Source organism: Candidatus Uhrbacteria bacterium CG10_big_fil_rev_8_21_14_0_10_50_16 (genome assembly GCA_002774875.1).
Lineage (GTDB): Bacteria > Patescibacteriota > Patescibacteriia > UBA9934 > UBA11717 > UBA11717.
In genome coordinates, this window is record PCYM01000006.1 from 64,874 (window position 1) to 91,080 (window position 26,207).

General features: G+C 49.8%; 22 protein-coding genes, 4 tRNA genes and 2 rRNA genes. 18 read left to right on the forward strand and 10 right to left on the reverse strand.

The genetic code is table 11. From position 1 onward, the window contains the following. Nucleotide 1: 1 nt before the first annotated feature. The 3 genes from COV06_03335 to COV06_03345 all read left to right on the forward strand — a co-directional run bounded on the left by COV06_03335 (nt 2) and on the right by COV06_03345 (nt 2,876). Nucleotides 2-400, forward strand: a complete 399-nt coding sequence (locus COV06_03335) for a hypothetical protein (GenBank protein PIR47464.1) — start codon at nt 2-4, stop codon at nt 398-400. A 178-nt stretch (nt 401-578) separates the two neighbouring features. Next, nucleotides 579-1,280 (forward strand): F420-0--gamma-glutamyl ligase, encoded by a 702-nt coding sequence (locus tag COV06_03340; protein ID PIR47465.1) that lies wholly within the window; start codon nt 579-581, stop codon nt 1,278-1,280. Between the two features lie 126 nt (nt 1,281-1,406). Then, the gene (locus COV06_03345) at nt 1,407-2,876 is read left to right on the forward strand and encodes a hypothetical protein (GenBank protein ID PIR47466.1); all 1,470 of its coding nucleotides are present in this window, start codon (nt 1,407-1,409) and stop codon (nt 2,874-2,876) included. Here COV06_03345 and COV06_03350 read toward each other — a convergent pair. Together COV06_03350 and COV06_03355 are read right to left on the reverse strand one after the other, a co-directional pair. Beyond that, entirely contained in the window at nt 2,865-4,154 is a 1,290-nt protein-coding gene (locus tag COV06_03350; protein PIR47467.1) for a hypothetical protein, read from the reverse strand. The two genes, COV06_03345 and COV06_03350, sit on opposite strands and share 12 nt — an antisense overlap. Continuing rightward, nucleotides 4,151-5,587 carry a hypothetical protein gene (locus COV06_03355; GenBank protein ID PIR47468.1) on the reverse strand — a complete coding sequence of 479 codons (1,437 nt, stop codon included), beginning with the start codon at nt 5,585-5,587 and terminating at the stop codon, nt 4,151-4,153. Before COV06_03355 ends, COV06_03350 begins: the two co-directional genes overlap by 4 nt. A gap of 456 nt (nt 5,588-6,043) precedes the next feature. Between COV06_03355 and COV06_03360 the strand changes: the two genes are divergently transcribed. Genes COV06_03360 through COV06_03370 form a run of 3 tightly spaced genes read left to right on the forward strand, consistent with a single transcriptional unit; the run spans nt 6,044 to nt 9,487 of the window. After that, nucleotides 6,044-7,897 carry a hypothetical protein gene (locus COV06_03360; GenBank protein ID PIR47469.1) on the forward strand — a complete coding sequence of 618 codons (1,854 nt, stop codon included), beginning with the start codon at nt 6,044-6,046 and terminating at the stop codon, nt 7,895-7,897. 10 nt (nt 7,898-7,907) lie between these two features. Next, nucleotides 7,908-8,372 carry a hypothetical protein gene (locus tag COV06_03365; protein PIR47470.1) on the forward strand — a complete coding sequence of 155 codons (465 nt, stop codon included), beginning with the start codon at nt 7,908-7,910 and terminating at the stop codon, nt 8,370-8,372. 47 nt (nt 8,373-8,419) lie between these two features. After that, nucleotides 8,420-9,487 carry a hypothetical protein gene (locus tag COV06_03370; protein ID PIR47471.1) on the forward strand — a complete coding sequence of 356 codons (1,068 nt, stop codon included), beginning with the start codon at nt 8,420-8,422 and terminating at the stop codon, nt 9,485-9,487. 25 nt (nt 9,488-9,512) lie between these two features. Here COV06_03370 and COV06_03375 read toward each other — a convergent pair whose 3' ends face one another. The 4 genes from COV06_03375 to COV06_03390 all read right to left on the reverse strand — a co-directional run bounded on the left by COV06_03375 (nt 9,513) and on the right by COV06_03390 (nt 12,011). Then, complete coding sequence (locus tag COV06_03375) at nt 9,513-10,067, reverse strand: hypothetical protein (GenBank protein PIR47472.1); 555 nt, start codon at nt 10,065-10,067, stop codon at nt 9,513-9,515. Between the two features lie 3 nt (nt 10,068-10,070). After that, the gene (locus tag COV06_03380; protein ID PIR47473.1) at nt 10,071-10,316 is read right to left on the reverse strand and encodes a hypothetical protein; all 246 of its coding nucleotides are present in this window, start codon (nt 10,314-10,316) and stop codon (nt 10,071-10,073) included. Nucleotides 10,317-10,325: 9 nt separating this feature from the next. After that, on the reverse strand, nt 10,326-11,381 hold the full coding sequence (locus tag COV06_03385; protein ID PIR47474.1) for a Holliday junction branch migration DNA helicase RuvB: 1,056 nt from the start codon (nt 11,379-11,381) through the stop codon (nt 10,326-10,328). Between the two features lie 544 nt (nt 11,382-11,925). After that, nucleotides 11,926-12,011, reverse strand: a tRNA-Leu gene (locus tag COV06_03390). A gap of 141 nt (nt 12,012-12,152) precedes the next feature. Here COV06_03390 and COV06_03395 point away from each other — a divergent pair. Next, nucleotides 12,153-12,227, forward strand: a tRNA-Gly gene (locus COV06_03395). 147 nt (nt 12,228-12,374) lie between these two features. On the opposite strand, the gene COV06_03400 is transcribed toward COV06_03395, so the two are convergent. Beyond that, on the reverse strand, nt 12,375-12,986 hold the full coding sequence (locus tag COV06_03400) for a hypothetical protein (protein PIR47475.1): 612 nt from the start codon (nt 12,984-12,986) through the stop codon (nt 12,375-12,377). Nucleotides 12,987-13,148: 162 nt separating this feature from the next. Between COV06_03400 and COV06_03405 the strand changes: the two genes are divergently transcribed. Both COV06_03405 and COV06_03410 read left to right on the forward strand, forming a co-directional pair. Further along, complete coding sequence (locus COV06_03405) at nt 13,149-13,943, forward strand: hypothetical protein (protein ID PIR47476.1); 795 nt, start codon at nt 13,149-13,151, stop codon at nt 13,941-13,943. 621 nt (nt 13,944-14,564) lie between these two features. Further along, nucleotides 14,565-15,791, forward strand: a complete 1,227-nt coding sequence (locus COV06_03410; protein ID PIR47477.1) for a hypothetical protein — start codon at nt 14,565-14,567, stop codon at nt 15,789-15,791. Between the two features lie 41 nt (nt 15,792-15,832). On the opposite strand, the gene COV06_03415 is transcribed toward COV06_03410, so the two are convergent. Together COV06_03415 and COV06_03420 are read right to left on the reverse strand one after the other, a co-directional pair. Further along, entirely contained in the window at nt 15,833-16,042 is a 210-nt protein-coding gene (locus COV06_03415; protein PIR47478.1) for a hypothetical protein, read from the reverse strand. 1 nt (nt 16,043) lies between these two features. Next, a complete protein-coding gene (locus COV06_03420) occupies nt 16,044-17,585 on the reverse strand; it encodes a hypothetical protein (GenBank protein ID PIR47479.1) in 1,542 nt (513 codons plus the stop codon). Nucleotides 17,586-17,874: 289 nt separating this feature from the next. Here COV06_03420 and COV06_03425 point away from each other — a divergent pair, with 289 nt between their 5' ends. From COV06_03425 to COV06_03465, 9 genes are all read left to right on the forward strand, one after another. Further along, on the forward strand, nt 17,875-18,864 hold the full coding sequence (locus tag COV06_03425; protein ID PIR47480.1) for a hypothetical protein: 990 nt from the start codon (nt 17,875-17,877) through the stop codon (nt 18,862-18,864). Nucleotides 18,865-19,112: 248 nt separating this feature from the next. Further along, nucleotides 19,113-19,197: transfer RNA gene (locus tag COV06_03430), tRNA-Leu, on the forward strand. Nucleotides 19,198-19,373: 176 nt separating this feature from the next. Next, nucleotides 19,374-19,450, forward strand: a tRNA-Val gene (locus tag COV06_03435). A gap of 93 nt (nt 19,451-19,543) precedes the next feature. Next, nucleotides 19,544-20,134 (forward strand): hypothetical protein, encoded by a 591-nt coding sequence (locus COV06_03440; protein ID PIR47481.1) that lies wholly within the window; start codon nt 19,544-19,546, stop codon nt 20,132-20,134. A gap of 630 nt (nt 20,135-20,764) precedes the next feature. Further along, nucleotides 20,765-23,791, forward strand: a 23S ribosomal RNA gene (locus COV06_03445). 195 nt (nt 23,792-23,986) lie between these two features. Next, nucleotides 23,987-24,097: ribosomal RNA gene (rrf, locus tag COV06_03450) — 5S ribosomal RNA — on the forward strand. A 113-nt stretch (nt 24,098-24,210) separates the two neighbouring features. Next, complete coding sequence (locus tag COV06_03455; GenBank protein PIR47482.1) at nt 24,211-24,627, forward strand: hypothetical protein; 417 nt, start codon at nt 24,211-24,213, stop codon at nt 24,625-24,627. A gap of 138 nt (nt 24,628-24,765) precedes the next feature. Further along, nucleotides 24,766-25,185 carry a hypothetical protein gene (locus COV06_03460; GenBank protein PIR47483.1) on the forward strand — a complete coding sequence of 140 codons (420 nt, stop codon included), beginning with the start codon at nt 24,766-24,768 and terminating at the stop codon, nt 25,183-25,185. A gap of 62 nt (nt 25,186-25,247) precedes the next feature. Further along, nucleotides 25,248-26,006: a hypothetical protein gene (locus COV06_03465; GenBank protein PIR47484.1), complete on the forward strand. Its 759-nt coding sequence runs from the start codon at nt 25,248-25,250 to the stop codon at nt 26,004-26,006. 66 nt (nt 26,007-26,072) lie between these two features. Here COV06_03465 and COV06_03470 read toward each other — a convergent pair. Then, the coding region (locus tag COV06_03470; protein ID PIR47530.1) for a histone at nt 26,073-26,207 on the reverse strand (135 nt) is incomplete at its 5' end.

Sequence of the window (26,207 nt, forward strand, 5' to 3'; positions counted from 1 at the left end):
TATGTTTTTTTTGGAGAAGGCTGGATCCATCATTGTAAGTCATAGGCATCCAATGTGCGTGGTGATTCTATATCAAACCAAACAGCGGGATTGGACATTCCCAAAAGGACACGTGGAACCTGGTGAATCGTTCGCGCAAACAGCGAGACGAGAAACAAAAGAGGAGACAGGACTAGATGTTGAGGTAGGTGAGGAGTTGGGAGTCACCCAATATATACATCCAAATGGGCAGGAAATATCCGTGCACTGGTTTAGGACACAATCACATGACGACGCAGAACTTAAGCCGGAATTTGCGGGAGGTGAAGCCGTGTGGGTGCCGTTGGATGCGGTTGAGGCTCGCCTTACGTACGCTAGCGACAAAGCATTTTTTGCATCAATCAAGGATCAACTCGGTTAAGCGGGTGGCACGTAGGGCGCATTATAGAAGGTTTCAAATAGACAACGATCGTCGGTGTTTTGAAACATTAAAGGAGGATGGTACGCAATTGCGTGCTGTTTTTTATGGGCGCGTGATCCTCACGAGATTGAGGCTTATGGGTTGACAAAAAGCAACAGTTGCTGTATGATCGCGCGTTATGAAAAACAGCATCACTATTGGAAAACACAAAAACAAGTCCATCCATGTGGGAGGCCGTTCTTATGATCGATTGCCTATCAAGACGCCCCTTATTACAAAGGAGCATAATCTCGTGGACGTGTGTGTAAGCGGCACGAAATCCTTGATGCAACAGGATGATATTTTGTTTGTGAGCGAGAAGATCGTAGCTATTAGTCAGGGCCGCGCGTATCCGTTGATGCATATTCACCCGCGTCCTCTTGCGGTGTGGCTGAGCCAGTACGTTTCAAAATCTCCAAACGGTATTGGACTCGCGAGCCCCTATACCATGGAACTTGCATTTAAACAGGCTGGTGTAGCACGTATGTTATTGGCGACTGTTGCCTCTGCGCTTACGCGACCATTTGGAATTCATGGAGTCTTTTATTTGGTGGCGGGTAACAGTGTAAACGCGATCGATGGTCCTTGTGACTTTGCGATCCCGCCTTATAATCACTATGCAAAAATGGCTCCACAGAAACCAAGCCGCGTGGCCAAGGAACTCAAGCGCGAGCTCGGGTTTGACGTGGTAGTGATCGATGCAAATGATCTTGGCGTCAATATTCTTGGTAAGTCGAGCCGTAAAATTTCTACACGTTTTTGTAAGGAGTTGTTTAAGGACAATCCTATGGGACAGAGCACCGAGCAAACGCCGATTTGTATTGTGCGTCTTGCGGCTTAGGAGGAATCAATTCTGCGTTGAGTGGTGTATTTTGAGAGGTTTCAAATATACGACGATCGTCGGTGTTTTGAAACCTTTTTGGTTTGCGGATTGAGAGGGAATCGGGATTCCTGATAGAATGCACGCATGCATGCAGAACTTCAAAAATTCTTGATCACGTTTGCGCAGACGGTATCCCTCAATAAAGGACGAGCCTATTTTGTGGGTGGGTACGTGCGCGATCAGCTGCGCGGGATTGCGAGCAAGGATATTGATATTGAGGTGCACGGGGTGGAGCCGAAGACACTACGGCTTATTGTCGAGAACCATTTTAAGGACGTACAAGAACAAGGAGAGTCATTTGGTGTGTTGCGTGTCTTTTGGCAGTCGTCGGATAAGTCGGAACAGGTAGAAATTGATATCTCGCTTCCGCGAACAGACTCAAAAGTAGCTCCGGGCCATACGGGATTTGATGTACGAGTGGATCCGTTTATGGGCGTGGAGGCAGCGGCACAACGTCGTGATTTTACCATCAACGCGATGATGCAAGATGTACTCACGGGTAAGGTTGTGGATCCGTTCGGCGGAAAACTGGATCTTGAGGCGGGAATTTTGCGTGCCGTTGATGTAGATTTGTTTAGCGACGATCCTCTGCGTGTGTTGCGAGCGGTGCAGTTTGCCGCGCGGTTTGAACTCATGGTCGAAGAAGAGACGTGCTCGCTTATGCGTGGCATGGTGGATCAACTTGCGGAACTCTCCATAGATCGCAAACGTGTAGAATGGCAAAAATTATTTTTACAGGCACGGAAGCCTTCCATTGGATTGCAACTAGCACGCGATCTGGATTTGTTTGTGGGTCCGTTGGCGATTTTAGAGAAGATGGCGCAGACCGAGCAGGACCCCACTTGGCATCCGGAGGGATCTGTCTGGAATCATACGGTGTGGGGATGTGACGAAGCGGCATTGCTTGCAGAACGCGAAGAACTCTCGGAAGAGGATCGTCTTACGCTTGTTTTAGGAAACCTGTGCCACGATATTGGAAAGATCGACACGACCACACGTAGTGGAGGCCATGTGCACTCGGCGGGACACCAGGAAGTTGGTCAACCCTATATTGCACCTGTATTAACGGCAATGGGATTTGAAAAATTTGTGGATTCGTCACAAAAAATTATGCGATTTCACCACCACCCCATGTGGCTGTTTGAACATCAGGAGGAATCCACAGAGGGTCGCCTTCATGCACTCGCGCGACAGCTTAAACCCCTCACGATGCGCATGCTCTCCTACGCCACGGAGGTAGATTTACGCAGTCGTGGTCCGTACCCAGCAGATGCAACAGGCATGCGACGCCCAGAAATTGCGGATTGGTTCCGCGAGCAGGCGTGTAAACAGGATGTATTGGATCACCCGCCAGGGGATGTGGTACGCGGATCAGACCTTATGCATCTTGGACTCAAACCGGGACCCGTCTTTGGACTCATTGTGCGCGTGGCGAATCAACTCCACGACGATCTCGGCTTGTCTCGCGAGACAATTTTGGAACGGATGGCAATAAAAAAAGACGAGCTGCTTGAGCTCGATCTCTTGTCGTTGTATGAGACGCTAGCCGAGTAGCTTTTTAGGTGAAAATGCACGTTCTTTTTCTGCTGCGATGAGGAGCAGGATGATAAACACCGCGCCCAACAAGGCGAGGTCGTTTTTAAGAAAGGGAACGTCTACCATTCCGTGGATCATCATTTCTGTGAGCCCGGCGCCAAACGCAACCACATAATAGCGGTTTGCTTTTTTGGTCGTGACGCGCCAAATACCAAATCCGATCAAACAAAATCCGGCAAGTCCAAGTACGCCAAATTCAACCCAGGTGTTTAAAAAGACGTTGTGTGGATATTGAAAAATTTCCAAATGCGTATGTGTGTGGAATGGGGCGATGGCAACAGGGAAGTTGTTGGGTCCGGCGCCGAGTAAAAAATTCTGAGGAGAGGCAAGGAGAAAATGGGCCGTTTCATTCCATTGAGCGGTGCGTGTCTGACCAGACCAATCTTGCAGTGTGATTTTTTGAAAGACGGTCGCGCGAAGGGATGGAATAACGAGGATCGTGAGACTGAGAAAAATAACGATTGGGAGGGTGATGGACGCTCCTTTTTTGTAGAGAAAACTGACCAAGACGAGACTTGCAACGATAGCAAAGAGCGCCGCCTCTGTCTGTGCGAGGTAAACGGCCATAAGCCCCAAGAAGAACGCGGACCCCAACACGCGTCGCTGTGCCGTGGTGAGTCGACTTTTATCATCCATAAAAAACACCGCCAGCATGGTAATAATGGGCGCAATAAAATGACCAAGCGCGTTTGGATAAGGGTAGAGACCTGTTACTCGGCGTTCGAGCGCCCAAGCCTCTGGGATGGTAATACCGGTAAGCGCTTGGAAGATGGCGACCACGCTTAGAATGATTACGGGGATGGAGAGGGCGATCAAAAAATGACGCATGCGGAAGTTTTCAGAGGATCGACTTATGCTCCACATAATTGCGCCAAGAAGCATTGGCTCAATGAGATAACTTTTCATCACGTTGATGGCACTTAATGGGTCGGATGTTTGCAAAAGACCCAAGATTCCACCTATTAGTACGAGTAGAATCCCAATACTGATGAGTCGGTGCCCAGATGACAGATTCTTTAACGAATCACGTCGACGTTCTTGCATAAATCCGAGCGCCCATACTACAACAAGCACTAAAAACATGAGCTCTAAGAAGTTGGTTGGAAATGGACCGATTGTAAATTTGATCAAATAGAGGGGGAGAGAAGCGACAAACACAAGAACGCCTTTGCGAACGGTACGTGTGCAGAGGTAGGCGTAGATGGAGAGAAGCACGATGGATAACAGCGCGGTCATGATTTTTTGAGAAAGAGTTTGACTGTTTCCATCTTAACACCACCAAGGCCCAACACAATAGCGACATAAATTGCTCCTCCTCCGAGTATAAGGGCGAGGAGAAGGAGATGATTGACGACCAAGATGGAGGTAATGCTTGCTAGGGCTACTGTCATAACAGCCGTTGCGAGGAGATAGACGCTGACATTGCGTACGCGTGGTCTAAACGATGTCTGGCGGATGACGACCGTTGTTGTGAGTATGGCAATAAGTAGCTCGGAGATAACGGTAGTCCAGGCGGCACCAAACGCGCCGTAGAGAGGAATTGTAATAAGGTATAGGGTGGTTGCGACGACGGCCGTTGCAATGTAGGCGGGGAGAATCGCGCGTTGTTTATTAACGCCTACGATTGCGTGCGCAAACAGGATTCCAAAGAAGACGATCGTGTTGGCAATCATAAGGATCACCAAGTAGGGAGCAGCACCGGAAAATTCCGCACCTGCAATGAGTCGCATAATCGGCTCCGCAAGAATAATGGCACCTCCGAGCATAGGAAAACTGGCGAGCGCAAAAAAATCAAACGCCTGTTGGATAAGCGCGTTCATTTTGTCTTTGGATTTTGTGCTCCAGGCACGCACCATCATTGGGAGTAGAAGCCCCATAAACATGGTGGGAATAACGGTCACAACGTCTAATACTTTGTAGGCGGCGCCGTAGAGACCAATCTCGGCGTCGGATCTGTAAAAGGAGAGAAAGAGAATGTCGCCTTTAAGGTAGAGGAGGTTAAAGAAAATAGAAATGGCAATCGGCCAGCTGCGAGAAAGAAACTGTTTAAGGAGCGCAAAATTGATGGAGAAGCGAATGGACACAAAACGACGTGCAAACGCAATGTTCATAATAAGGAGCAACACATTGCCAATGGCAAAGGCTCCCATCATGTACGGTGCACTTGGGTAAGCGGTGGCAAACCAGGCAACCACGAGCAAAATGAGTCCGCGACTTACGGCTTCGGCGAGCGCTGGGCGCCACATTGCGAGGCCTTTTTGATAGACGCCAATGAGCATCTGACTGCTCGTCATAAAGAAGTAGGAGAAGGCACCCACGGAAATAGTGAGTTTGACCACGGGTGCGTAGGGCATATACCAGGCGATCAATACGGCAAGCGCAAAGAAAAAGAGCCCGGAGAGCAGGCGAGAGGTAAACGCGGTGGAGACGATGGTGTTGATGTTGGCTTTCTCCTCACTGATCATCTGTGTAGTTGTGAGGGTAAATCCAAAATCGGCCAGGGCGCCGGCCACGGCCAAGAACGTCATAGCAAGCGTAAATTGACCGTACCCGTCAACGCCCAGCGAGCGGGTGAGAATAGCAATAGTAAACACGCCAAACGCGGTACCAACCACGCGGCCGATAAGTTGAACAAGGGTGTTTTTTGCAATCGCGTGAACCTGTGACATGGAGGCAGTATAGCAAAAGGGAAGGGTGGGAGATAGGAGGTGGAGGAGTTAACACATTCAAAATAAACAGGCTAAATGTGGGTGCCAATCATACGCAGCTTCGAGGCCGGCAGCGCCGAAGTCTCAGCGTAACGCTCAACAACTATATTCTGCGACGTTGGCGGCGGCGGATAATGCCCTATATGGGGTGTTGAACGAGCGTGCGTGAAGCGCGATGGAGGTTGTGATGCGCATGAGAGAACAATTGAGTACGTTGCGGACGTGGATGTGCCATCCGGGCATGCCGCTGAAGGACGCGTCCTCGGCAACGCCTGAGACCTGATCCAACATTGCCTCATTGGAGGCACTCATGACCCTCGTGTGGCATATGGCCGCGCGGGGGATCGATTTTTATCTCACATGTTTGAGTCGGGTTCCAAATCGTGCTAGTATAGCCCTACACTAACAGAAAAACACATGTCGGATTCTTTTCTCCTCCAATCATCTATTTCCTTTATAAAACGTGCGATTTTGGCACTTTCCGTGCTTGGATTCTTATTCCTGTTGGCGCCATCCGTGGACGCACGCGCCGGGTATGACGGTCTCGTGATGAGTGTTTCTCCACAGACTGTTTCTGTGGCTTCTGGTGCGTCGCAAGTTGTGCACGTGCAGGTGCAAAATACGGGGACAGAAACCTGGTATCAAAACGGTGATGTCTTTGTTTCTGCCTACTCCGTGAATCCCAATTACCATACGAGTCCTTACCGTGGACCGAGCTGGTACAGCGATCATCAACTTGGCCAACTACTCGAGACGTCTGTTGCCCCTGGGCAAACAGGTACGCTCGAATTTTTTGTCTATGGGCCACCTGCATTTACTGGGACACTCGTTGAGTCGTTTAGATTGGCAGCCGAAGATACATCGTGGATTGGATCGTCGTTTGATCTCACCATGCGGGTAGGTGACACACAAACGTCCGTGGAAGCAACACCTGTAGCAAACACTCCCGCCGTTTCTTCTTCATCTAATTATGGGGGTGTGTTGGTTGCATCATCCGTCAACGAGGTGCGCGCAAAGGCTGGGCAAATGATCCCGCTCAAACTCGCATTTTCCAACACAGGCAGCACTACTTGGAAGCAAGTTTCTCTCCAAACACCTGGTGCACATGTAGCCACAGGGACGGCCTCAGATTTTCGTCACCTCTCGTGGGTGAGTGATCAGATTGCGTATCGTGATATGCAGGCAAATGTGGCGCCAGGTCAAACGTTTGTAGCGGATGTCTTTTTTCAAGCGCCTGCCTCTAATGGTCAACACACGGCAATGTTTCAATTAGTTGCAGACACCGTGGAGTTGGGAGACGCGGTGGTCAACATCCCCGTGTTTGTAACGGATGGATCGCCTGCATTGCTCAATCAACCTGTGGTCAATCAAGTGTATCGCGTGGGTGAGATGATGGAGGAACCTCGCGTGCGTGTGGGAATCGACCAAGTAACCGGGCAAGAAGTGATTTTTTCCGCAAATACAGCTGTCCGCGTATTGGAGTCCGATGCCAAGACAGAACGGTATCTGATCCCGGCGCAACAGGCGATGCGAGTCAATTACAATGTAAAAACAGGTCAATACGTGTTTGAATCCGGAGGCGTAGTCTACACAGCGGGTGATTATCTGCGTTTTGAAGGCGTAGATCACAACACGATTTTTACGGTGGCCAGTTTTAGCGATGTTCGTTCTTGGAACACCTCACTGAATGACAATACATTTAGAGATACGTTGGAGCTGCGGTTTAATACGGTCAAAGATCGCACATGGTTGATCAATGAATTACAGATCGAGGATTATTTGTATGCTGTTGATGAGACCAGTAACACAGCGCCGGACGAGTATCACAAGGCGCTTGCGACCACGGCACGCACATATGCGTTGTATGCCTGGGAGCATAAGTCCAAGTACGCGGGAGAGTTTATTGACCTGCGATCCGACACGTACGACCAGGTGTATCACGGATATGGTGCGGAGATTCGTCGACCAAATTGGGTGGAGCAGGTAAAAGCGACGGCGGGGCAGAGCATTCAATACGACGGGCAGACCATTATTGCGGCGTACTTTTCTCGGTCTGACGGGCACACACGATCTTGGGTGGATGTGTGGGGACGCAATGTGCCGTATGCGATTGGCGTGAGTGTTCCCTGCGAAGTCGGACAAACCATGTGGGGGCACGGTGTTGGCATGAGTGCCATGGGTGCGGTGTGCTTAGCGGAGGAGGAAGGTTACAGTTATAGTCAAATTCTGCATCACTTTTATACAGATGTGGATCTTATAAAACGTTGGTAATTAGAGATGTATGGGAGAAAACGTAGGTAATCCGAATTTTGAGCGTGCTCAGGCTCAGGCGGAAAAAATTAAAGGAGTTTATGAACTTCGTGGAATGATTGCAGATGTTACGGACGCAGCGGTGGATCAGCTGCGTTTTGATCGCGTAATGGAAGCGATGGAGAACGATCGTTATGTAAGGGATACGGATTTATCGGAGCTCAATACAATAAGAGAGGGATTTGCGGATTATGCCGTTTTGTTGAATGAGGACCGCACACAACAACAGTCAGAGAAGGTTTTAAGAAAGTATTTTGCAGGCATGGATTTGAACGGTAGGGAGTGGAAGGATGAGGGTGCACTCAAGATGGCACTTGATAAGATCTACGAGGTTCTTAAGAATTCCCTTTATACGTTAGAAGAGGATCTAGGCCTCGAACACAGACCCCATCCAAAAGATGAATATCCTGAGCCACCAACGCAAGACGTATCATAGTTGTACAGGACATCAAATTTAAAAAAGAACCAAGAAAACGAGCTCGAATGAGCTCGTTTTGTGTTATAGTTGGAGAAATGAAATATCCCTTATATATTTTTACCGTGCTGACGCTCTTGCTCCCGCAGAGTGTCTTTGCGATGTCCGATACCTTGCGAGATGTGTATGATCAACGGCCAGACTTGCAGGCGGTGTTTACCCAAGAAGGCGAGACGGTTGCACCCGGAGCGGCGGGATTTTTAATGCATTTGGAGGATTGGGCGCAGCAGTATGGATGGCAATCTGTTCCGGAGCTTGCTTCCTACGCGCCAGAGGTCGCGCCACCGCAGAGGTTAAACCTCCATGCGGATCCTGTGGTGGATGCGGCGGCGTGGATCGTGGTGGACAGGTCGAGTGGAAAGATCTTAGCGGCAAACGGGGCAGAGAAGCTGTGGCCGATCGCGAGTATCACCAAACTCGTTACAACGGATGTCGTCACTAAGCAGACAACAGCTCTCGATCAGTCTTGGGACGTTCGCAATACAGATAATGTGGGAGGTGCGCGTTTGTATGTAGAAGATGGAACGTGGTTTCCCGTACGGGAGTTACTCTCTGCCGCGCTCATTGGATCGGCCAATAACGCGGCATATGCCATCTCCCGCGTTCTCGGCGTGCCCCAATCAACGTTTGTAGGATTAATGAATGACCGCGTGCGCACCATGGGACTCAGACGAACGACCTTGGTGGACCCTACGGGGATAGAAGTGGAGAATCAATCGACGGCAAGAGAGATCGCCTACCTGGCGCGAGAGGTATTTGCCAATAATGAAACCGTGCGCAAAACCACGCAGACCGTGCGGGCGCCGTTGCAGGGTTCGGATGGGATTGTGCGAACCATTACCACCACAAACTGGATGCTCTACAAGCCGCAGTATGATGACGTTTGGGTGACGGGTGGAAAGACGGGATTCCTCTATGAGTCGGAGTGGAATGTGGTGGAGCAGTTGCGACCGTCGCAGTATGAAGGGGAACGTGAGTTGATTGTGGTAGTGTTTGGGTCCGCCTCGCGCGGTGAGAGTTTTGATAATGTGCAACGATTAAGTAAGTGGGTGTGGAGCGAATTTGATTGGAACTAAAACGAGCCTCGCGGCTCGTTTTAACTTAAAGGGTGTGTCCAACTGATTCTTCGCGGAATCGATCTTCCTCGGCGAGCCGTAAAATGGTGTTACGAATTTGCTCGGGGTGCGGGACGTTCTTAAAGAGGAAGCGTTTGTCTTCTCCTGCGGTTTGAATGTACACCTGCCCGTAATCAAGAAACGTCGCCGTCGCACCTTGTACTTCTGCCGTGACATCTTGCACGAGTGCAATGTGCATCTCAGACGCCACGCGATTAAACAATCCGTGCTGTTCGATATTAATGATACGTTCTGTGGTCACAATCCACACGTCCAAATAGTAATCAATAAACTCTTGGAATAAAAACGTGATGACGGAAAGGTAATAGATGGAGAGGAACACGGAACCAATGGCGCCTCCCTCGGAACTATGGAGGAGACTCGGCATAGTCTGACCAAGGAGCCAGGTGATCAATAGCGGGGCAACGGATGCGAGTGCGACAAAGAAGAAGAGTCGCGCAACGGCAAGCCAATGACGTCGTAAAAACAACACAGGCTTCTCGCCGGGCTTACTGTTGGGGAGGTGGTGAAGATGCAACATAGTCTAAAAAATCTGATTGGTGGTCTCGGGAATAATGGAGATGCGTGTACTCCAGTCGGCGAGCGAGATGAAGTACATGGAGAGGCCAATCATTCCAAGGACAATCACCACGTATAGAGTTGTAATAACGATGGTAAATTTGCACGCACGCCCGTAGCGCACCATGTGGTACACGTTAAAAAAGGTAAAAAGCAGCACTAGGAGCATAAAGAACAAGAAGACAAATAGGAAGAGGTTGATGGGGATCATAGGCGACGCTCAGGCGGTTGGTGGTTGTTGAATACCGAGTAGTTGATAGGCACGCGAGGTGGCAATGCGACCGCGTGAGGTGCGATTCAACAGACCAAGTTGTAATAAGTACGGTTCATACATTTCCTCAATCGTTTGCTCGTCCTCAGCACTTGCAGCGGCGAGTGTTTTGAGCCCCACCGGACCACCCTGGAATGTGTTAATGATGGTCGTGAGGATGAGTCGATCCACACTATTGAGTCCATGCGGATCCACAGCGAGCGCGTCCATGGCGGCCTCGGCGATGGTGGGGCTAATGTGTCCATCGTGTTTGACTTGCGCATAATCGCGCACGCGGCGCAGGAGGCGATTGGCAATACGAGGCGTTCTGCGTGCACGACCGGCAATGGAGTTGAGCGCATCTGCGTCGATGGTTACATCCAACAACTGCGCCGACCGATCAATGATCTGCCGCATGTCGACCTCGTTGTAAAACTCTAAGTGATACGTGGCTCCAAATCGATCTCGTAACGGAGAAGAGAGGAGACTTGCGCGTGTTGTGGCGCCAATAATGGTAAACGGTTCCAAACTTAATCGAATGGTGCGCGCCGACGGTCCTTTGCCGACAATAAGATCCAGCACGTAGTCTTCCATGGCGGGGTAGAGTACTTCCTCAATGGCCTTGCTCATGCGGTGAATTTCGTCGATAAATAGAATATCTCCGCGTTTGAGATTGGTGAGAATAGCCGCCAGATCTCCTACACGTGTGAGCGACGGACCACTCGTAACCTTAATATTGACTTCGGCCTCGTTAGCAATAATATGGGCAAGTGTTGTTTTTCCGAGTCCGGGATTTCCGTAAAAGAGCACGTGATCCATGGGTTCTTCGCGACGACGTGCTGCCTCGATGAGAATCGAGAGGTTATCCTTTAATGGCTGTTGCCCAATAAATTCTTGAAGCTTCTGTGGGCGTAGACCGACATCAAAAACCTCCTCCTCTTGTGTGAGGGTGTTTGCAACAACGGGGTTGGCCGGTGCCTCGTCTGTCACGACGGGGGCAAATGGATCGGCAGGAAGGGCTGACATAGTAGAACCAGTATAGCAAAAAGGAGAAAAATGCGGGTTTTTGTAAAATAAAGAGAGCGGTCGGCCAGGTGGGCGCGACCACTCAATGTGGATGCAGGTGTTTGTACGAGCCCACACAGTCATTGACCGGGGCGGGTACGTACCTTTTTCGGGAGCGGAGGATTCGTCGTTGATGACACTCCCGGGGCTTCGTGTAGCCTGGACCGTTATTCGCTTTCTTTCATCTTTGTGCTGGTCTCCGTCTGCCGTATTGCAGACATACCACAACCCGCGAATCCATAAGCGCCAGCCCACATCCTTACTGTGTATAGAGGATTTATTTATATTTGTCAAGGGATGAGGTAAAGAAAAAAATCCCTTATAAAACAAAACTCCTCGTGGAGGAGCCAACTGGTACCGCGGGCGGGAATTTCACTGCTCGGCTTTGCCTGCGCTTTAAAACCCTTTGGTTTTAATATTTCCGCCACGGGGGAACACCCAGTTCCCCCGTCGCCCCCTCTGGTTCAATTCCCCTATAAAAAAAACTCCTCGTGGAGGAGTCAACTGGTACCGCGGGCGGGAATTGAACCCGCAAGGCCGTGAGGCCCGGGGATTTTAAGTCCCCTATGTCTACCATTCCATCACCGCGGCATCGGCGAGAACATAACATAATTAAAATGCTTTGTCGAGAGAGATTTGCTGTAAAAGGGGCGATTCCATTGTCTATTTAGGTAAATTACGGGTTTTGTGCGTCTTGCCAGCCGGGGAGGGACGTGTTATATTTTCGCACGTGCGGAAATAGCTCAGCGATAGAGCGCTTCCTTGCCAAGGAAGAGGTCGCGGGTTTGATCCCCGTTTTCCGCTCCATCAAAGCGCACTCAGCAATGGGTGTGTTTTGTGTTATGAAAGGTTTGTCACTATCCCTATTTGGGAAAAGAAGGGTCTCTTTGCTCAAAGGGGATCCCGTCTATAAACCCGACGGGAAGGGAGTGAGTGGACCAGGCGGAAGGTGTGTTACTTGAGGAGATCCTTGAGGACCTGTCCCCAATCCTTGCCACCTTCTTCGGTGAGCGGCGCATGTACGTACTGGACCCGCGAGCCGTTGACTTTGAAGCTTGGGGCGGACGCCGGCTCTTCGAAGAGTCTGCGTCCGATGAGACCCAACGCACTTGCCATGGCCGTTCCGTGATGCCCGGCGTCCGTAACCATTGCCACGTAAGGGACGGCAACATAGCCGGCAAACATTGCCAGAATGAGCCCAAGCGGCGCCGTTTCGCCAGGACGAACCTCCTCGTAACTGAACTTCTCTACGGGAAGCTCCATGTCCGTAAGGACCACGTCGAAGCTCGGTGGTGCAAACTGCTGCAGGAGTTCAAAGTCCACCTGCTCGTAGTTCGGACTCTGTCTTGTCAGACCTGCCTCGCGCTTCGCTTCCAGGTAGTGATCCCACGATCCCGTGTACGTCAGGAGAGAGATAGCCTCCTTGAAGGACGAGGCAATCGTGAGCTCATGCTCGGCCAGCGTCTGCTTTGCGGACTCCCGGTGTCGGGGGCTGTCGTCAATAACCAGAATGCGAAGTGATTCCATTTGTTCCTCCGTGCCACTGTGTGGCAGTTGCGGGATCATTCCCTAAGACCAGAGGCTTGGCTGTTGCTTTGCTTGATCTTGCTTACGTTATACCAGAAAAGTCTCTCCTTGTCAATGGTTGATCAACGCAATAATAAGCCAACATTAGCCAACAAAGAATAATGTGTTGACGAAATCTCAACAACATGCTATCCTGGGAACATGGCAGAAGACACAAAAACCTTAGAAACACTGCTCTTTCAGCTAGGATTTAGTAAAAATGAGGCAGAAGTGTATTTAGGCGTGCAAAAACACGGAAAGATTACTCCTGCTCAATTAGCAGAAGTTACGGGAATAAACCGTACAACAGTTTATTCTCTCGCAAAGGAACTCATTAAAAGGGGAGTGATTGCAGAGGATTTAGGTCAAAAGCAGCGTTTTCTCATTGCTTCGAGCGCAGATAGCCTTGCCGGAACAGTTCGACGTAAGCAAAAAGAACTTGATAAAGAGAAGGACGTCGTGAATCAAGCCATGGCGGCAGTGCAAGATATCTCGCGACAGGCTCAGTATGCCGTACCAAAGATCCAATTTATTACGGAAGAAAAATTAGAAGATTTTCTTTACAGTCGTTCGCCTGAATGGGATAGAAGCATCATGGAAACCGACGGATTATATTTGGGATTCCAAGAACAGGCGCTCGCGGAACAATATGCGGATTGGATTGAGTGGTATTGGGGTCGTAGCCCAAAAGGTATGAAGTTTAATCTTTTGAGCAATGATTCAGAGGCAGAGAAGCGTGTGGCTATGAGCACGATTCCGGATCGCAAAATGACATTTTGGAAAGAGAATATCAAATTCTCAGCTACGACGTGGGTCATGGGGGAATATGTGGTGATGTTTGTTCTCTCCTCCTCTCCGCAATACTTGGTAGAGATTAAAGATGCGCGATTTGCGGAGAACCAACGTGCATTGTTTAAAGCGATATTAGAAGAATTGATCGTTAAACAGAATAAATAAAAGAAGGCGGCAACCACGAGGGCGCCACCGGGAAGGAAGTAGGGGTCCGGGGAGATGAAAATCGATCGCTTGTATGGGGTGTGAGCTAGCCTGACCACACAAGAAACCGTCACTGTATCCGTACACGGAAGAGAGAGGCAGAATCCTCGCCAATTCGAGCTCGCCTTTAGGTGCGACTCGTCTCTCCGTTCCGGTAGAGGGAACAGCGTGTTTGTCATTCGCCCCCGGCCCCACGTAAACTGTACGCCCGTTGGTGCATTTGTAAAGGATCTTTGGTGGATAAATAGGAGAAAAAAGAACAGCGAGAGCCTTGGGGCTCCCGCGTTTCGGTAGGTGGTGGTGGACGAGTTATGATCTTGCTCCGTTTTTCTTGCGCCCGCACCGGGTCGGAGTCTGAGATCAACCTGCGGTCGACGTGTTCACACTCGTCCACCACCAAACAAGATTTTGTCATATGGGGCAGGGACTGTCAACGATCTTGCCAGGAGGGAGAATGAACGCTATTGTATATCTATGAAGAACACGGCAAAGAATATTGTTTACACCTATACGCGCCGTCCCTTCGGGGTACTACGACTGTTTTTTGTTTTAAACTAATCTCATGTTCCATTAGAGATATTTATGTATTATTCAAAATTATTTGGAAAAACCAATAAGATGAAGCCTTCAGACGCCGATTCGGCAAACGCGCGGCTGTTGTTGCAAGGTGGATTTGTGAGTCAAATGGCGGCAGGGATCTACACCTATCTGCCCCTCGGCTTACGTGTACTCGATAAAATCAAACAGATTGTCCGTGAGGAGATGAACGCGATCGACGGCCAAGAAATCTCCATTCCTATGTTGTCGCCAAAGGATCCATGGGTGGCTACGGGGCGATGGAATTCGATCGACGTCTTGTTTAAATTAGAGGGTGCCGGGAAAAAGGAATACGCACTTCAATGCACGGCAGAGGATCTCATAACTCCGCTTGTAAAAGAGCAGGTTACGTCGTACAAAGACTTCCCAATCACGCTGTATCAAATCCAAGATAAGTTCCGAAACGAGCCACGAGCTAAGTCGGGTTTGCTGCGTGGACGCGAGTTCTCCATGAAGGATCTGTACAGTTTCCATTTGGATCAAGAGGGATTTGCGGAATATTACGAACGATCCAAGGAAGCATATCTGAATGTTTACAAACGATGCGGGCTTGAAGCGGTTATTGCCAAGGCATCGGGCGGAGATTTTACGGAGCGTTTTTCGCACGAATTTCAGGTGCCCGCAGAGTCTGGAGAAGATATGATTTATACCGATAAACAAACGGGTGACGTGCTGAATAAGGAGGTCGTAGATGAGGCGGATTGGGAGAATACAGACAAGTACACGATTCAAAAATCGATTGAGGTGGGGAATATCTTTCCGCTCGAGACACGCTTCTCTAAGGCGATCGACCTAAAGGTGCAGGGCGCCGATGGGCAAATGAAGGAGGTTATTATGGGGTCTTACGGCATTGGTCCATCGCGTGTCATGGGATCTATTGTGGAAGTACATCATGACGACGCAGGAATTATTTGGCCAGAATTCGTGGCGCCGTTCTTGGTGCAAATTGTACCGGTTAGTTGGGAGGATGAAACGCAGAAAACGATTGCGGAACAGATCTATCGTGCACTACAAGCAAAAGGTATTGAGGTGTTGCTCGATGACCGTGACAAGCGCCCGGGTGAGAAGTTTGCCGATGCGGATTTGCTTGGTATGCCGTATCGCGTAACCGTTGGACGCCGGGCGATTGAAGGTTTTGTGGAGTTACGTCCGCGTTCCACGGGGGAGATTGAGGAACTTACGGTGGATCAAGTAATTGGACGATTGTCATAAAGACAAACATCCCCTACACCACACGGTGCAGGGGATTTGTTTTACGCGGATTGCGCTTCTTTTTTCCGTTTCCAATTCCACGCCTTGGTCCATCCGTATTCTTTTCCTCGGATCCATGCTTGTCTGTTTTCTTCTAAAACAAGATCTAGGATTGATTGCTGAACGGATGCATCTACATTGAGGGCGTTAAACTTTTGCGTGATTTCGGTGCGCACCTCCTCACCCGATTTAAAGGTTTTCTTCTCGGGCATATTATGCGGTTACGAGTTTTGCCGCCGCACGCTTACGTAGATAGTACACGCCTGCAGACCCGGCCATGGACAGAAGCGCTGCACCAGACAAAGCGATTCCTGCACCTCCTCCTCCGCTTGAGCCAAGTGTTCCAGCGACGGCGGGATCTTGATTTTCTGCTTCTGTACGTACCACGATATCTTGTTGATCACGAGGCAAGAGACGGTAGCCGGAAGTTGTCTGACTTACAACGCCGGTAACCGTCAGTGTGTCTCCCACATTGGAGGACATGGCAATGCCAGTTGTTGGTTTGATTACCACATGGATCTCTCCGTTGGCGTCGGCGAGCATTAACTCACCGGAACTCTTCTCTGTTACAGATCCGGTAAGGCGCACAAGCCAGCCTTCCGTCTCTTCCCCTACCTGTGTGCTTGTAACATCATGCGGTTGCGGTGCGTCCTCCTGACTCATTATTTGAATATCGGACGTCTGTGATGCTTTGAGGCGTGTCTCTCCTTGAACATCGGTCAATTCTCCCGACACACGTACGCGGGTTCCTCGTTGAAGCGTTGGAAAGTCTGCACTATACAAGAACACCTGGACGCCAGAGCCTGCAAGATAAAACAACTGCTTGCCCAAAACTCCCGGCAGCGCGGAAACCAACCCTTCCGTTAGCAGTTTGGTTCCTGCGGGGTAGGATCGAATGTCACTAAGCTGGACGAAGGGGTCTGCGGATGAAGTGTTATCCGAAGTGACTGCTGCAGACTCTGTCGTTGTGCACGTTGTATTCGTGCTTGTTGTCGAATCATCTCCCGTAGCGTTGTCATAACTCGTATCTGTTTGTGTTGTTGTTTGTGTGGTGTCTGTGTTGGCATTGCTTGTTGCGATTGAGACATCATTTTGCGTCTCGGTTTGTGCCGCATCTACTGGTTCACGGTTTGGCTCTCCAGGCGTTGGGTCCATTTGTACAAATACATTTGCAGAGTCTCGACCTACAGAAAATGGATCGTTGACGGCAGACGCTGTGGCATCCTCCCAATCTCCGTAAGCCACACCGTCGATCCAAATCTGGCTCGCATTGTAGAGTTGAATCAAATCTCCGCTGTTGTTGAGCGCACCCTTTGGTTGATGCACCAGGACGTAAGATTCAGATGCAATCGATCCATCTAGCAGCGTTGCTTTGCCGGATCCATCAACGAGCGACCAACCGACAAGATTAATTTCCTGTTCCGTGTTGTTGTAGAGCTCTACCCATTCTTCTTGACCGGCGATTGGATCGCTGACAAATTCATTAATCAAAATATCGTTTGGTTGAGACGCTGTTGGTGTCACCACGGCTTCCACCGTATCGGTTGGTGGCGCCGTTACGTCGAGGACAATCGGATCCTGCGCGGGTGCAAGGTCTTCAGAGCCCAGGTATTCCACGGCAAGATTTAATTTGTGCGTGGCGCTTTCTGTGGCGGTCACATTCCAATCTGAGAGATTAATGGTGGCGGCCGATACAGAAAACGGCGCAGAGACCAAAAGTCCGAGCACGAATAAACGTGTAAGCACGGTTTGCATAGCGAATCCATTATGAATGAGGTGTCCTTGTAGGGACGTAGGGAGAGTAGGAAACACGAGGTACTGTCGATAAATACGTTGCGCCTAAAACAAACACAACTCCGCCAAAAAAAACTGGTGGGGAGTTGTGTTGTGTGGGCGAGATGGCAGTGCTGTCTCGTGTGCTTTCATTACATCACAGTTTTTTTATGTGTCAAGGGTCGGGTTGTGGATAGAGTGGGGATGGTTGACAATAATTAAAAAAACAGGTACGAAGCATATGCCAATCATGGCATGGGAGAGATGGGTAATGTCAGAACAACGATTTGAGGCGGCGCACGCAACGCGCTATCACATAGGCAACCCGCCCTTGGCGATGAAGACAACGTTGCGTGCTTTGTCGAAGCTGGGTGTGGTTCCTGTGTTTGCGGACAACTCCGCATTCAAGACATGGATCAAGTCCAACGGTGGACGTGGTCTTGGCGGAGACCGGGCAAAGGCAGATGACGCCACACGTGCATACCTGAACCTTGGTGTTGCGCTTGAACTGGAAGATGGTCGGATCGTGGTGGATCTGCCAAGATTCGAACAGCTTGTTCAGCACACCAACGGAGATGGTTCTTGGAACCATCTGACGCACAAGTCGGCAGCAAAGCGGGCGCGTCGGTTGCTGAAGGATCTGGAGGATGCTGCGGCGGCTGAGGCCGCCACTGACTCCGACATGGGTGGAGTGCCAGACGGGGTCGCGACCGCAAGACCGGTGGCCAAGGTCAGCACTCCGGATCCTGTGCAGCTGCTGAAGAACCTTAGGTCTCGCCAGGCAGAGATCGTTGAGCATGGGAGTGCTCTGGCGGCTGCCCGTGTAGAGCTCGCCAGGATGGAGCAGAGGCTGCAAGAGGCGAGCGATTCGGAGCGTGAAGCAGAGGAGCAATTCAATCTGGTTCGGGTAGAGGTACTGCAATCAGAAGGGGAGTGTCTTGGCTTTGACTTGCGGCTTGGGCGTGCACAGGAAGATGTTGCCGCTCTAGAGCAGCAGCTTACTGAAGCACGATCGGTCTTTGACGACATGAGTGCTACATCGCAACGAGCATGGGATCATCAACAGACCTTGTTGGCGTCGTGCAACGCAGCGTCTGACCTTCTTGAGGAAGCCAAGCGCAAGGGCGAGGAAACGCTCGTGGCTCGCGAGGCGGCCTTTTCAGAGCTGAACCGTCTCCTGGCGGCTGCACCGAAGGATCACGAGAAGCTTGCGAAGGCAGATGACCTGCTGCGCCAGCTGGCAGAGCTTCTGAACAACTAGACGATGCATTGGCGGTCCAACCTGGGCCGCCTCCATTTTTTATCAGTTATCAGTAGTATGTGAGCACCACTAGATTCTAGTAACTTCTAGAACCGTCCCAGGCTGGGTGGGTTCTAGATAAAGGGTAGCAGATGGGATTATTTTGCTCGTTTACATTTGTCTTTTTGTCAACCTCCAACGATCCACAAGCAAGAGGATTTTAGAAGGATGTTGACGCCGGCGATTATTCTGCTATGCTGCACCCCGTTGGGCGAGTGGTGGAATTGGTAGACACGCTAGCCTTAGGAGCTAGTGCCGCAAGGTGTGAGGGTTCGAGTCCCTCCTCGCCCACCACAAAAAGTATCAAATTGTCGATCTTTCACTTTACGCATGCGTTTCTTGCCCGCCGTACGTTTATGTACGACTCTCTGTGAGACTCATACCTTCAGCGAAATAGCATCCAATGTGATCCTTTTTGTTCTGTGCTGAAAGAGATATCTAATTTTACTAGTGGCTTGTTGTATAAAGAAGGATGTATAGCTCAGCTGGTTAGAGCGCTGCATTCACATTGCAGAGGTCCGTGGTTCGAGTCCACGTACATCCACCATCTTCAATTGAAATCCACGAAACCCACCGCGCGTCGGTGGGTTTCTGTTTGTGCGTTGACACTCGCCGTGGACTTGGGTACGCTGCGCCTACTATGCGAATTGTATTAGTCCATGGATTGGGAGCGGATTTTGAAAGCGGCTTTTGGCCGTGGTTAATTGGCGCACTTCGCGATCGAGGCCATGAAGTTTTGTTACCGGAGATTCCAAATGACGACGAATTAAATTGTGCTGATTGGGTGGAGGCAATCAACACCTCGATTCACGAACCAGGAGGGGATACAATGTTTATTGCCCATTCCATTGGTTGTGTAGCGTTATTACATTATTTTGAGCAGGCGGAAATGACGGGTACGCCAAAATCGACTGTTCTCATTGCTCCACCGTACTTTATTGGATCAGAAAAGTTTGAAAGCTTCTTTATACCGCCCGTGGATTGGGACACGGTGGAATGGAAGAGTCAGGGGTTTGTGATTATTCACGCACAAGACGATGTTAAAATTCCATTGAACCATGCACAGAAGCATGAGCAGTTATTACACGGTCAGCTAATGGAGTTGGAGACGGGTGGACATTTTAATGAGGTAAAAGAGCTTCCGTTAATTCTGGATTTGATTGATGATCGCAACGTAGAGCCGGGAAGTAGTCTTCCGAGTGACTTTGATGAAATTGATATTGTTGTGTAACCAGCCACAAGGCTGGTTTTTGCTGTGCAGAACCTGTGGAAATCCCTGTGGAAAAGCCGTGGAAAGGCAGGGGAGAAGGTCACCCCAGCAAAAGACTTGACAGGTTTTTAGGGGTCGTATACAATGCGGCCACGCTTGGGAACCGTACAAGGCGGTCCCATTTAAAGCCTATCTCTTCAAACCCTTTTCAACCTCTGGTTGATAGGTAGGAAACGTTGTTGGACTCAACGCTCCTGCAGAAATTACTTCTGCTGCTCAGGTTATGCCCACATAACCCCGGGCACACAATTAAAGAATACCTTGTCGAGTCCCCGTGGGACCTCCGACACGATCTAAATGGATCGCGCCTTTTCTTGCTGTCCGTATCTGGACTAGAGAAGAGTACGGCTTTGCCGCATTCTTCTCTGACCCCGATGCAGCACCACTCGTCGCGAACGCGCCGGTGTCAGACATGATCATTACAAGTGAAGAGTTAAAGAAAGTCATTGACTCTATTATGATCCGTCCGGGTCATAATAGATTAAAGAAAACGAAAGTATTGTTACATAGACAGCTTGATTCCTTGCAAAAGGATCACGCACTGATTCATCTTAATAGGAATGAATCGGCAGTTCTGTGTGGTAATAGAGCATCAAGGGCATACGGTGGATGGCTTGACAGGATGTGCTGAAGAAGGACGTAGTAGAATGCGATAAGCTTCGGGGAGGTTTCAAACAACCTTTGATCCGGAGATCTCCGAATGGGGAAACCTGGCGTGGGTAATGCCACGTCGTCGGCTAGTGAATATATAGCTAGTCGTCAGGCACCCAGGGAAGTGAAACATCTCAGTACCTGGAGGAAAAGAAAATAACGTTAGACTTGCTTTTAGTGGTTTATGTGATTCGTCACATAGGCTCGCTAAAAGCAATAAGTCTAATACATTCCCTTAGTAGTGGCGAACGAACGGGGAACAGCCTAAACCATATACATGAAAATGTTGTTCCGTATTTAACTTCGGTTAGGTGCGTGCGACGTTGAAAGGCAGGGGCCGTTGTGTATATGGTGTTGTAGGACAAAATCTAGCTACACCCCTAAAGTAGCAATAGAATAATGTTGTTTATAGGAAAAGCTTCTGGAAAGGAGCACCAAAGAGGGTGACAGTCCTGTATCCGAAATAGACACGTTACTATGGTTTTGTTCCTGAGTACCGCGGGACACGTGAAATCCTGTGGGAATCTGCCGCGACTATGCGGTAAGGCTAAATACACATCCTGATCGATAGTGAACAAGTACCGTGAGGGAAAGCTGAAAAGTACCCCGGGAGGGGTTTGAAATAGTATCTGAAACCGTGTGCCTACAGAGAGTCAAAGCGGATTTAGTCCGTGATGGCGTTCCTATTGAAGAATGAGCCAACGAGTATGTAGACGTGGCAGGTTAAGCTCGATAGAGCGAAGCCACAGTGAAAGCGAGGGTTAACCCCCGTTCGTCGCGTTTACATGACCCGAAACCGAGTGACCTAACCTTGGGCAGGTTGAAGCGGCCGTAACAAGCCGTGGAGGACCGAACCATTGCGTCGTGCAACACGCTTGGATGACCTGAGGTTAGCGGAGAAATTCCAATCGAACTCGGTAATAGCTGGTTCTCTCCGAAACAGTTTTAGGACTGGCGGCAGTTAATAGTATGTGGGGGGTAGAGCACTGATTGGGTTCGGGGCCTTCGGGTACCCAGCCCAGCCAAACTCCGAATACTCACATATGTTCCTGCCAGTTAGACCATGGGGGCGAAGCTCCATCGGTCGAAAGGGAAACAGCCCAGATCTCAAGCTAAGGTCCCTAAGTTATTGTTAAGTGTAAAAGGTGGTGACATGACGTATACAACCAGGAGGTTGGCTTAGAAGCAGCCATCCTTTAAAGATAGCGTAATAGCTCACTGGTCAAGTTACGTTGCGCCGAAAATGTACCGGGGCTAAACAATACACCGAAGCTGAGGGCTTCTAGATTTATCTAGGAGCGGTAGGAGAGCATTCCATAGGCGTTGAAGCGTAAGGGGCGACCCGGCGTGGAGCGTATGGAAGAGAGAATGTTGGCATAAGTAGCAAAAAGGCAGGTGAGAACCCTGCCCACCGAAAAACCAAGGTTTCCTGGGCAACGTAAATCGTCCCAGGGTTAGTCGGGTCCTAAGACGAGGCCGAAAGGCGTAGCCGATGGACAGCAGATTAATATTTCTGCACTTTCTATTGTTTCTGATGGAGTGACGGTTTTTCGAGCTTCCCGCGTCCTATGGCTATGACGTTGGGCGGTCGTTCCCGTGAAATAGGCAAATCCGTTTCACATAAGGGCGTGGCCGATCGCGAGTCTACTTCGGTAGACAAGGGGAAGGGAGAAAGGTCCAAGAAAAGCTTCTAGGGCTAAACAATAGAAACCCGTACCGCAAACCGACACAGGTGGTTGGGTTGAGTATACTAAGGTGAACGAGAGAAACATCCTTAAGGAACTAGGCAAAACAGCGACCGTAACTTCGGGATAAGGTCTGCTTCCTATCGGGAGATAGGGAGCCGCAGCGAAAGGTCTCAGGCGACTGTTTACCAAAAACACAGGTCTCTGCTAAACCGTAAGGTGATGTATAGGGGCTGATGCCTGGCCAGTGTCCGAACGTTAAAGAAGAGGGTTATCTCCTTCGGGAGAGAAGCTTTTGACTGAAGCGCGGATGAACGCCGGCCGTAACTATAACGGTCCTAAGGTAGCGAAATTCCTTGTCGGGCGAGTTCCGACCCGCACGAATGGCATAACGATCTGAGAACTGTCTCAAGGATGTACTCGGCGAAATTGCAGTACGAGTGAAGATGCTCGTTTTCCCGCAGCCGGACGAAAAGACCCCGTGAAGCTTTACTACAGCTTGCTATTGGGTTTACGACTCACATGTTCAGTATAGGTGGGAGCCTTCGGGCGCCAGTGAGATACCACCCTTGTGTTTTGTGAATCCTAATCTGTTGCCATGAATCTGGTGACGGAGACAGTAGCTGGTGGGTAGTTTGACTGGGGCGGTCGCCTCCTAAAGAGTAACGGAGGCGTTTACAAAGGTTGGCTTAGCCCGGATGGACATCGGGCTGAATGTGCAAACGCAGAAGCCAGCTTTACTGCAAGACGTACATGTCGCGCAGTTACGAAAGTAGAAGTTAGTGATCCGACCGTACGAGATAGGACGGCGGAAGCTCAACGGATAAAAGCTACTCCGGGGATAACAGGCTGATCCTGCCCAATAGTCCACATAGACGGCAGGGTTTGGCACCTCGATGTCGGCTCGTCGCATCCTGGGGCTGAAGAAGGTCCCAAGGGTTTGGCTGTTCGCCAATTAAAGCGGCACGCGAGCTGGGTTCAGAACGTCGTGAGACAGTTCGGTCTCCTATCCGCTGTGGGCGTCGATGACTGAGGGAGCCTACCTCTAGTACGAGAGGACCGAGGTGGACGAACCTCTAGTGTACCAGTTGTTCTGCCAAGAGCATCGCTGGGTAGCTATGTTCGGTCTAGATAAGCGCTGAAAGCATCTAAGCGCGAAGCTATTCCCAAGATTAGTCATCATTATAGACCCGTTCGAGACGAGGACGTTGATAGGCTCTAGGTGTACGCATGGCAACATGTTTAGCCGAGGAGTACTAATCGGTCGAGCTCTATTACCACACAGAGCTGTTTGTTGACGTTTGTGGGTGAATCCTGTATAGGATATCTATAAACGTGGTTACAATTTCTTTACTTAACTCTTCCTTGTATGATTGATTGTGTTCTTTTGAGCACAATCGTTACAACTGAGATCATTAGACCTGTTTGAATCAGGCGAGGCACTACTCTACGTGTCCTGTCTGCCGGTTCAAACATGCCTGGTGATCTCAAGCAAGAGGGTCACACCTGTTCCCATCTCGAACACAGAAGTTAAGCCTCTTAGCGCCGATGATAGTGGCTTTGCCGCGAAAGTAGGCCATCGCCAGGACAAAATGTCTCACCCTCGGGTGGGATTTTTTGTTTGTATGATGCGTTGACGCGTATCATTCAGACTGATAGGATGATTTAAATCGCCACAATGAACGGTGAGAAGGAGAATCAATGCCGAACGTGATGCTTGATGGACTTCCGTGGAACTTGCCAACGGTGCTCCTGAGTGGAGTACTTGAAGGTTTTGAGCGACAGATCAAGGACGCCGTAGCGAGTGTAAGGGGTTTGAGCCTAGGTATGGAAGCTGTGGCCGTGTTCCTGCACGGGAATCAGCTGGTCGCATCCCCGGAGATGACGCGAAAGGTGGTAGTGATCATCTCAGATCTCTTTGCAGAGGTCACTGGAGCGGAGGCGAACATGATACGACGCACTCCACAGCTGTGCCAAGAGCTTGCCGAGTGTCTGGCGATAGTTTGTGACGCGTGGGTTAAACAACACCTTTCGCCCAAGGCCTGGTGTGAGGTGATCGTGCGGACCATTGACGTAGAACAGGGAGGATACGTTTCCAAGGGTCCTCCGAAGGCGTAGAAACAACGGACCAACAACACGTGGGCGGGGCCAACAGGTTCCCGCCTATACATTTATCAATTTTGTGTTAATCTCAAAGAAGAACACCTCTTAAGAGAAGGAGGAGAGATGGCCAACAGGACATTCGTTGTTCGTTGCATGACTTCTTTTGACATTGAGGGGGTTATGAAAATCATTGATCCCGGCGGCGGGCGATTTGATGTGCGTCGTCAACCCGGGAACGCTATCGATTACCTGAGAGATCGGCTTGAGCATGCTTGTCAGGTGGGGTCCTGGGTAATCGTCGTGGTAGCTGTGTTGACGGAGGTTTTGCGCCTCGATGAGGATGTTGTGCTTCTATCAGATCACGTGATTGCCGTAGGAGTATTACACCGACTTCTTGTTGAGGGTACACACGTGGCAGGAACGTACAGCCTCATGGAAGACGAATTGATCAATGATCCTCAACTCTCGGAAGCGGTTTTCGACGCGCTATACGAGCGCATTCGAGTGATCGCCCTAACCCAAGAAGATTGGTGTGATCAGCTTGAGAATGGTGCAAACCTTTTCCTCCTCTAATGCGGCCGTACGGGTCGCTCTCATTTTTTATTTTGATAAGAGTATGAGAAAATACCCTCACTATGAATATACGCGTATTAATATTGGCAGGAGGCAAGGGGGCTCGTATGGGAGCAACAGTGCCCAAGTCACTTGTCCCAATTTGTGGAAAGCCGATCATTGATTATATTTTGGAGGCGATTGCAGAAAGTGGAGTTGATTCAAAGCCGGCCCTTGTTGTGGGTCATGATCTTGAGGATCTCATGAAGCACGTTGGAGATCGTGCTGAGTTTGTGATTCAGAACGAACAACTTGGAACGGGACATGCCGTAATGGTGGCAGAGGACCAATTATTTGATGCCGAGACGGTTCTTGTATCCTATGGAGACCACGCTCTGTATAAGCCAATAACGTATAAAGAGATTGTAGAAAAGCATGATGCATCGAATGCGACCATTACTATGCTTACAACGAAGTTGCAGAATTATGATGGTTGGCGATCGTTGTTTTTACATTGGGGAAGAATCGTTCGTGATACACAGGGTTTTGTTGCATCGATTACCGAATATAAACTTTGCACAGAGGAAGAGAAGACGATCACGGAGGTAAATAATGGGATGTATTGTTTTGATGGAGCTTGGTTGTGGGCGAATATTGATGCGCTTCAAAATGACAATGCAAAAGGAGAATATTTGTTAACAGATCTCATTGCACGAGCGCTGCAACAAGATCGGCGTGTGGAGACAATTCACTGTGATCCAGAACATGGCATTGGCGTGAATACATTGGAGGAGGTTGCGATCGCTGAGAACCTTATCTGTCCAGATCATAAGGGACAATAGAGGCTAGAAAGCAAAAACACCCTGACAAGCATCGAGGGTGTTTTTGTTCTATCCCGGGATAGAAAACTATTTCTTTCGCTTTGCAGCGGGTTTTCGCTTAGCAGCCTTTCGCTTAGGAGCAGCTTTCTTCGCAGCAGGCTTTCGCTTTGCAGCAGCCTTTCGCTTAGGAGCAGCTTTCTTCGCAGCAGGCTTTCGCTTGCA

What these genes read in the sequence shown, in the direction of transcription:
- COV06_03335 (PIR47464.1), top strand. Translation starts at nt 2, where the DNA reads ATGTTTTTTTTGGAGAAGGCTGGATCCATCATTGTAAGTCATAGGCAT.
- COV06_03340 (PIR47465.1), top strand. Translation starts at nt 579, where the DNA reads ATGAAAAACAGCATCACTATTGGAAAACACAAAAACAAGTCCATCCAT.
- COV06_03345 (PIR47466.1), top strand. Translation starts at nt 1,407, where the DNA reads ATGCATGCAGAACTTCAAAAATTCTTGATCACGTTTGCGCAGACGGTA.
- COV06_03350 (PIR47467.1), bottom strand. Translation starts at nt 4,154, where the DNA reads ATGACCGCGCTGTTATCCATCGTGCTTCTCTCCATCTACGCCTACCTC.
- COV06_03355 (PIR47468.1), bottom strand. Translation starts at nt 5,587, where the DNA reads ATGTCACAGGTTCACGCGATTGCAAAAAACACCCTTGTTCAACTTATC.
- COV06_03360 (PIR47469.1), top strand. Translation starts at nt 6,044, where the DNA reads ATGTCGGATTCTTTTCTCCTCCAATCATCTATTTCCTTTATAAAACGT.
- COV06_03365 (PIR47470.1), top strand. Translation starts at nt 7,908, where the DNA reads ATGGGAGAAAACGTAGGTAATCCGAATTTTGAGCGTGCTCAGGCTCAG.
- COV06_03370 (PIR47471.1), top strand. Translation starts at nt 8,420, where the DNA reads ATGAGCTCGTTTTGTGTTATAGTTGGAGAAATGAAATATCCCTTATAT.
- COV06_03375 (PIR47472.1), bottom strand. Translation starts at nt 10,067, where the DNA reads ATGTTGCATCTTCACCACCTCCCCAACAGTAAGCCCGGCGAGAAGCCT.
- COV06_03380 (PIR47473.1), bottom strand. Translation starts at nt 10,316, where the DNA reads ATGATCCCCATCAACCTCTTCCTATTTGTCTTCTTGTTCTTTATGCTC.
- COV06_03385 (PIR47474.1), bottom strand. Translation starts at nt 11,381, where the DNA reads ATGTCAGCCCTTCCTGCCGATCCATTTGCCCCCGTCGTGACAGACGAG.
- COV06_03400 (PIR47475.1), bottom strand. Translation starts at nt 12,986, where the DNA reads ATGATCCCGCAACTGCCACACAGTGGCACGGAGGAACAAATGGAATCA.
- COV06_03405 (PIR47476.1), top strand. Translation starts at nt 13,149, where the DNA reads ATGGCAGAAGACACAAAAACCTTAGAAACACTGCTCTTTCAGCTAGGA.
- COV06_03410 (PIR47477.1), top strand. Translation starts at nt 14,565, where the DNA reads ATGTATTATTCAAAATTATTTGGAAAAACCAATAAGATGAAGCCTTCA.
- COV06_03415 (PIR47478.1), bottom strand. Translation starts at nt 16,042, where the DNA reads ATGCCCGAGAAGAAAACCTTTAAATCGGGTGAGGAGGTGCGCACCGAA.
- COV06_03420 (PIR47479.1), bottom strand. Translation starts at nt 17,585, where the DNA reads ATGCAAACCGTGCTTACACGTTTATTCGTGCTCGGACTTTTGGTCTCT.
- COV06_03425 (PIR47480.1), top strand. Translation starts at nt 17,875, where the DNA reads ATGTCAGAACAACGATTTGAGGCGGCGCACGCAACGCGCTATCACATA.
- COV06_03440 (PIR47481.1), top strand. Translation starts at nt 19,544, where the DNA reads ATGCGAATTGTATTAGTCCATGGATTGGGAGCGGATTTTGAAAGCGGC.
- COV06_03455 (PIR47482.1), top strand. Translation starts at nt 24,211, where the DNA reads ATGCCGAACGTGATGCTTGATGGACTTCCGTGGAACTTGCCAACGGTG.
- COV06_03460 (PIR47483.1), top strand. Translation starts at nt 24,766, where the DNA reads ATGACTTCTTTTGACATTGAGGGGGTTATGAAAATCATTGATCCCGGC.
- COV06_03465 (PIR47484.1), top strand. Translation starts at nt 25,248, where the DNA reads ATGAATATACGCGTATTAATATTGGCAGGAGGCAAGGGGGCTCGTATG.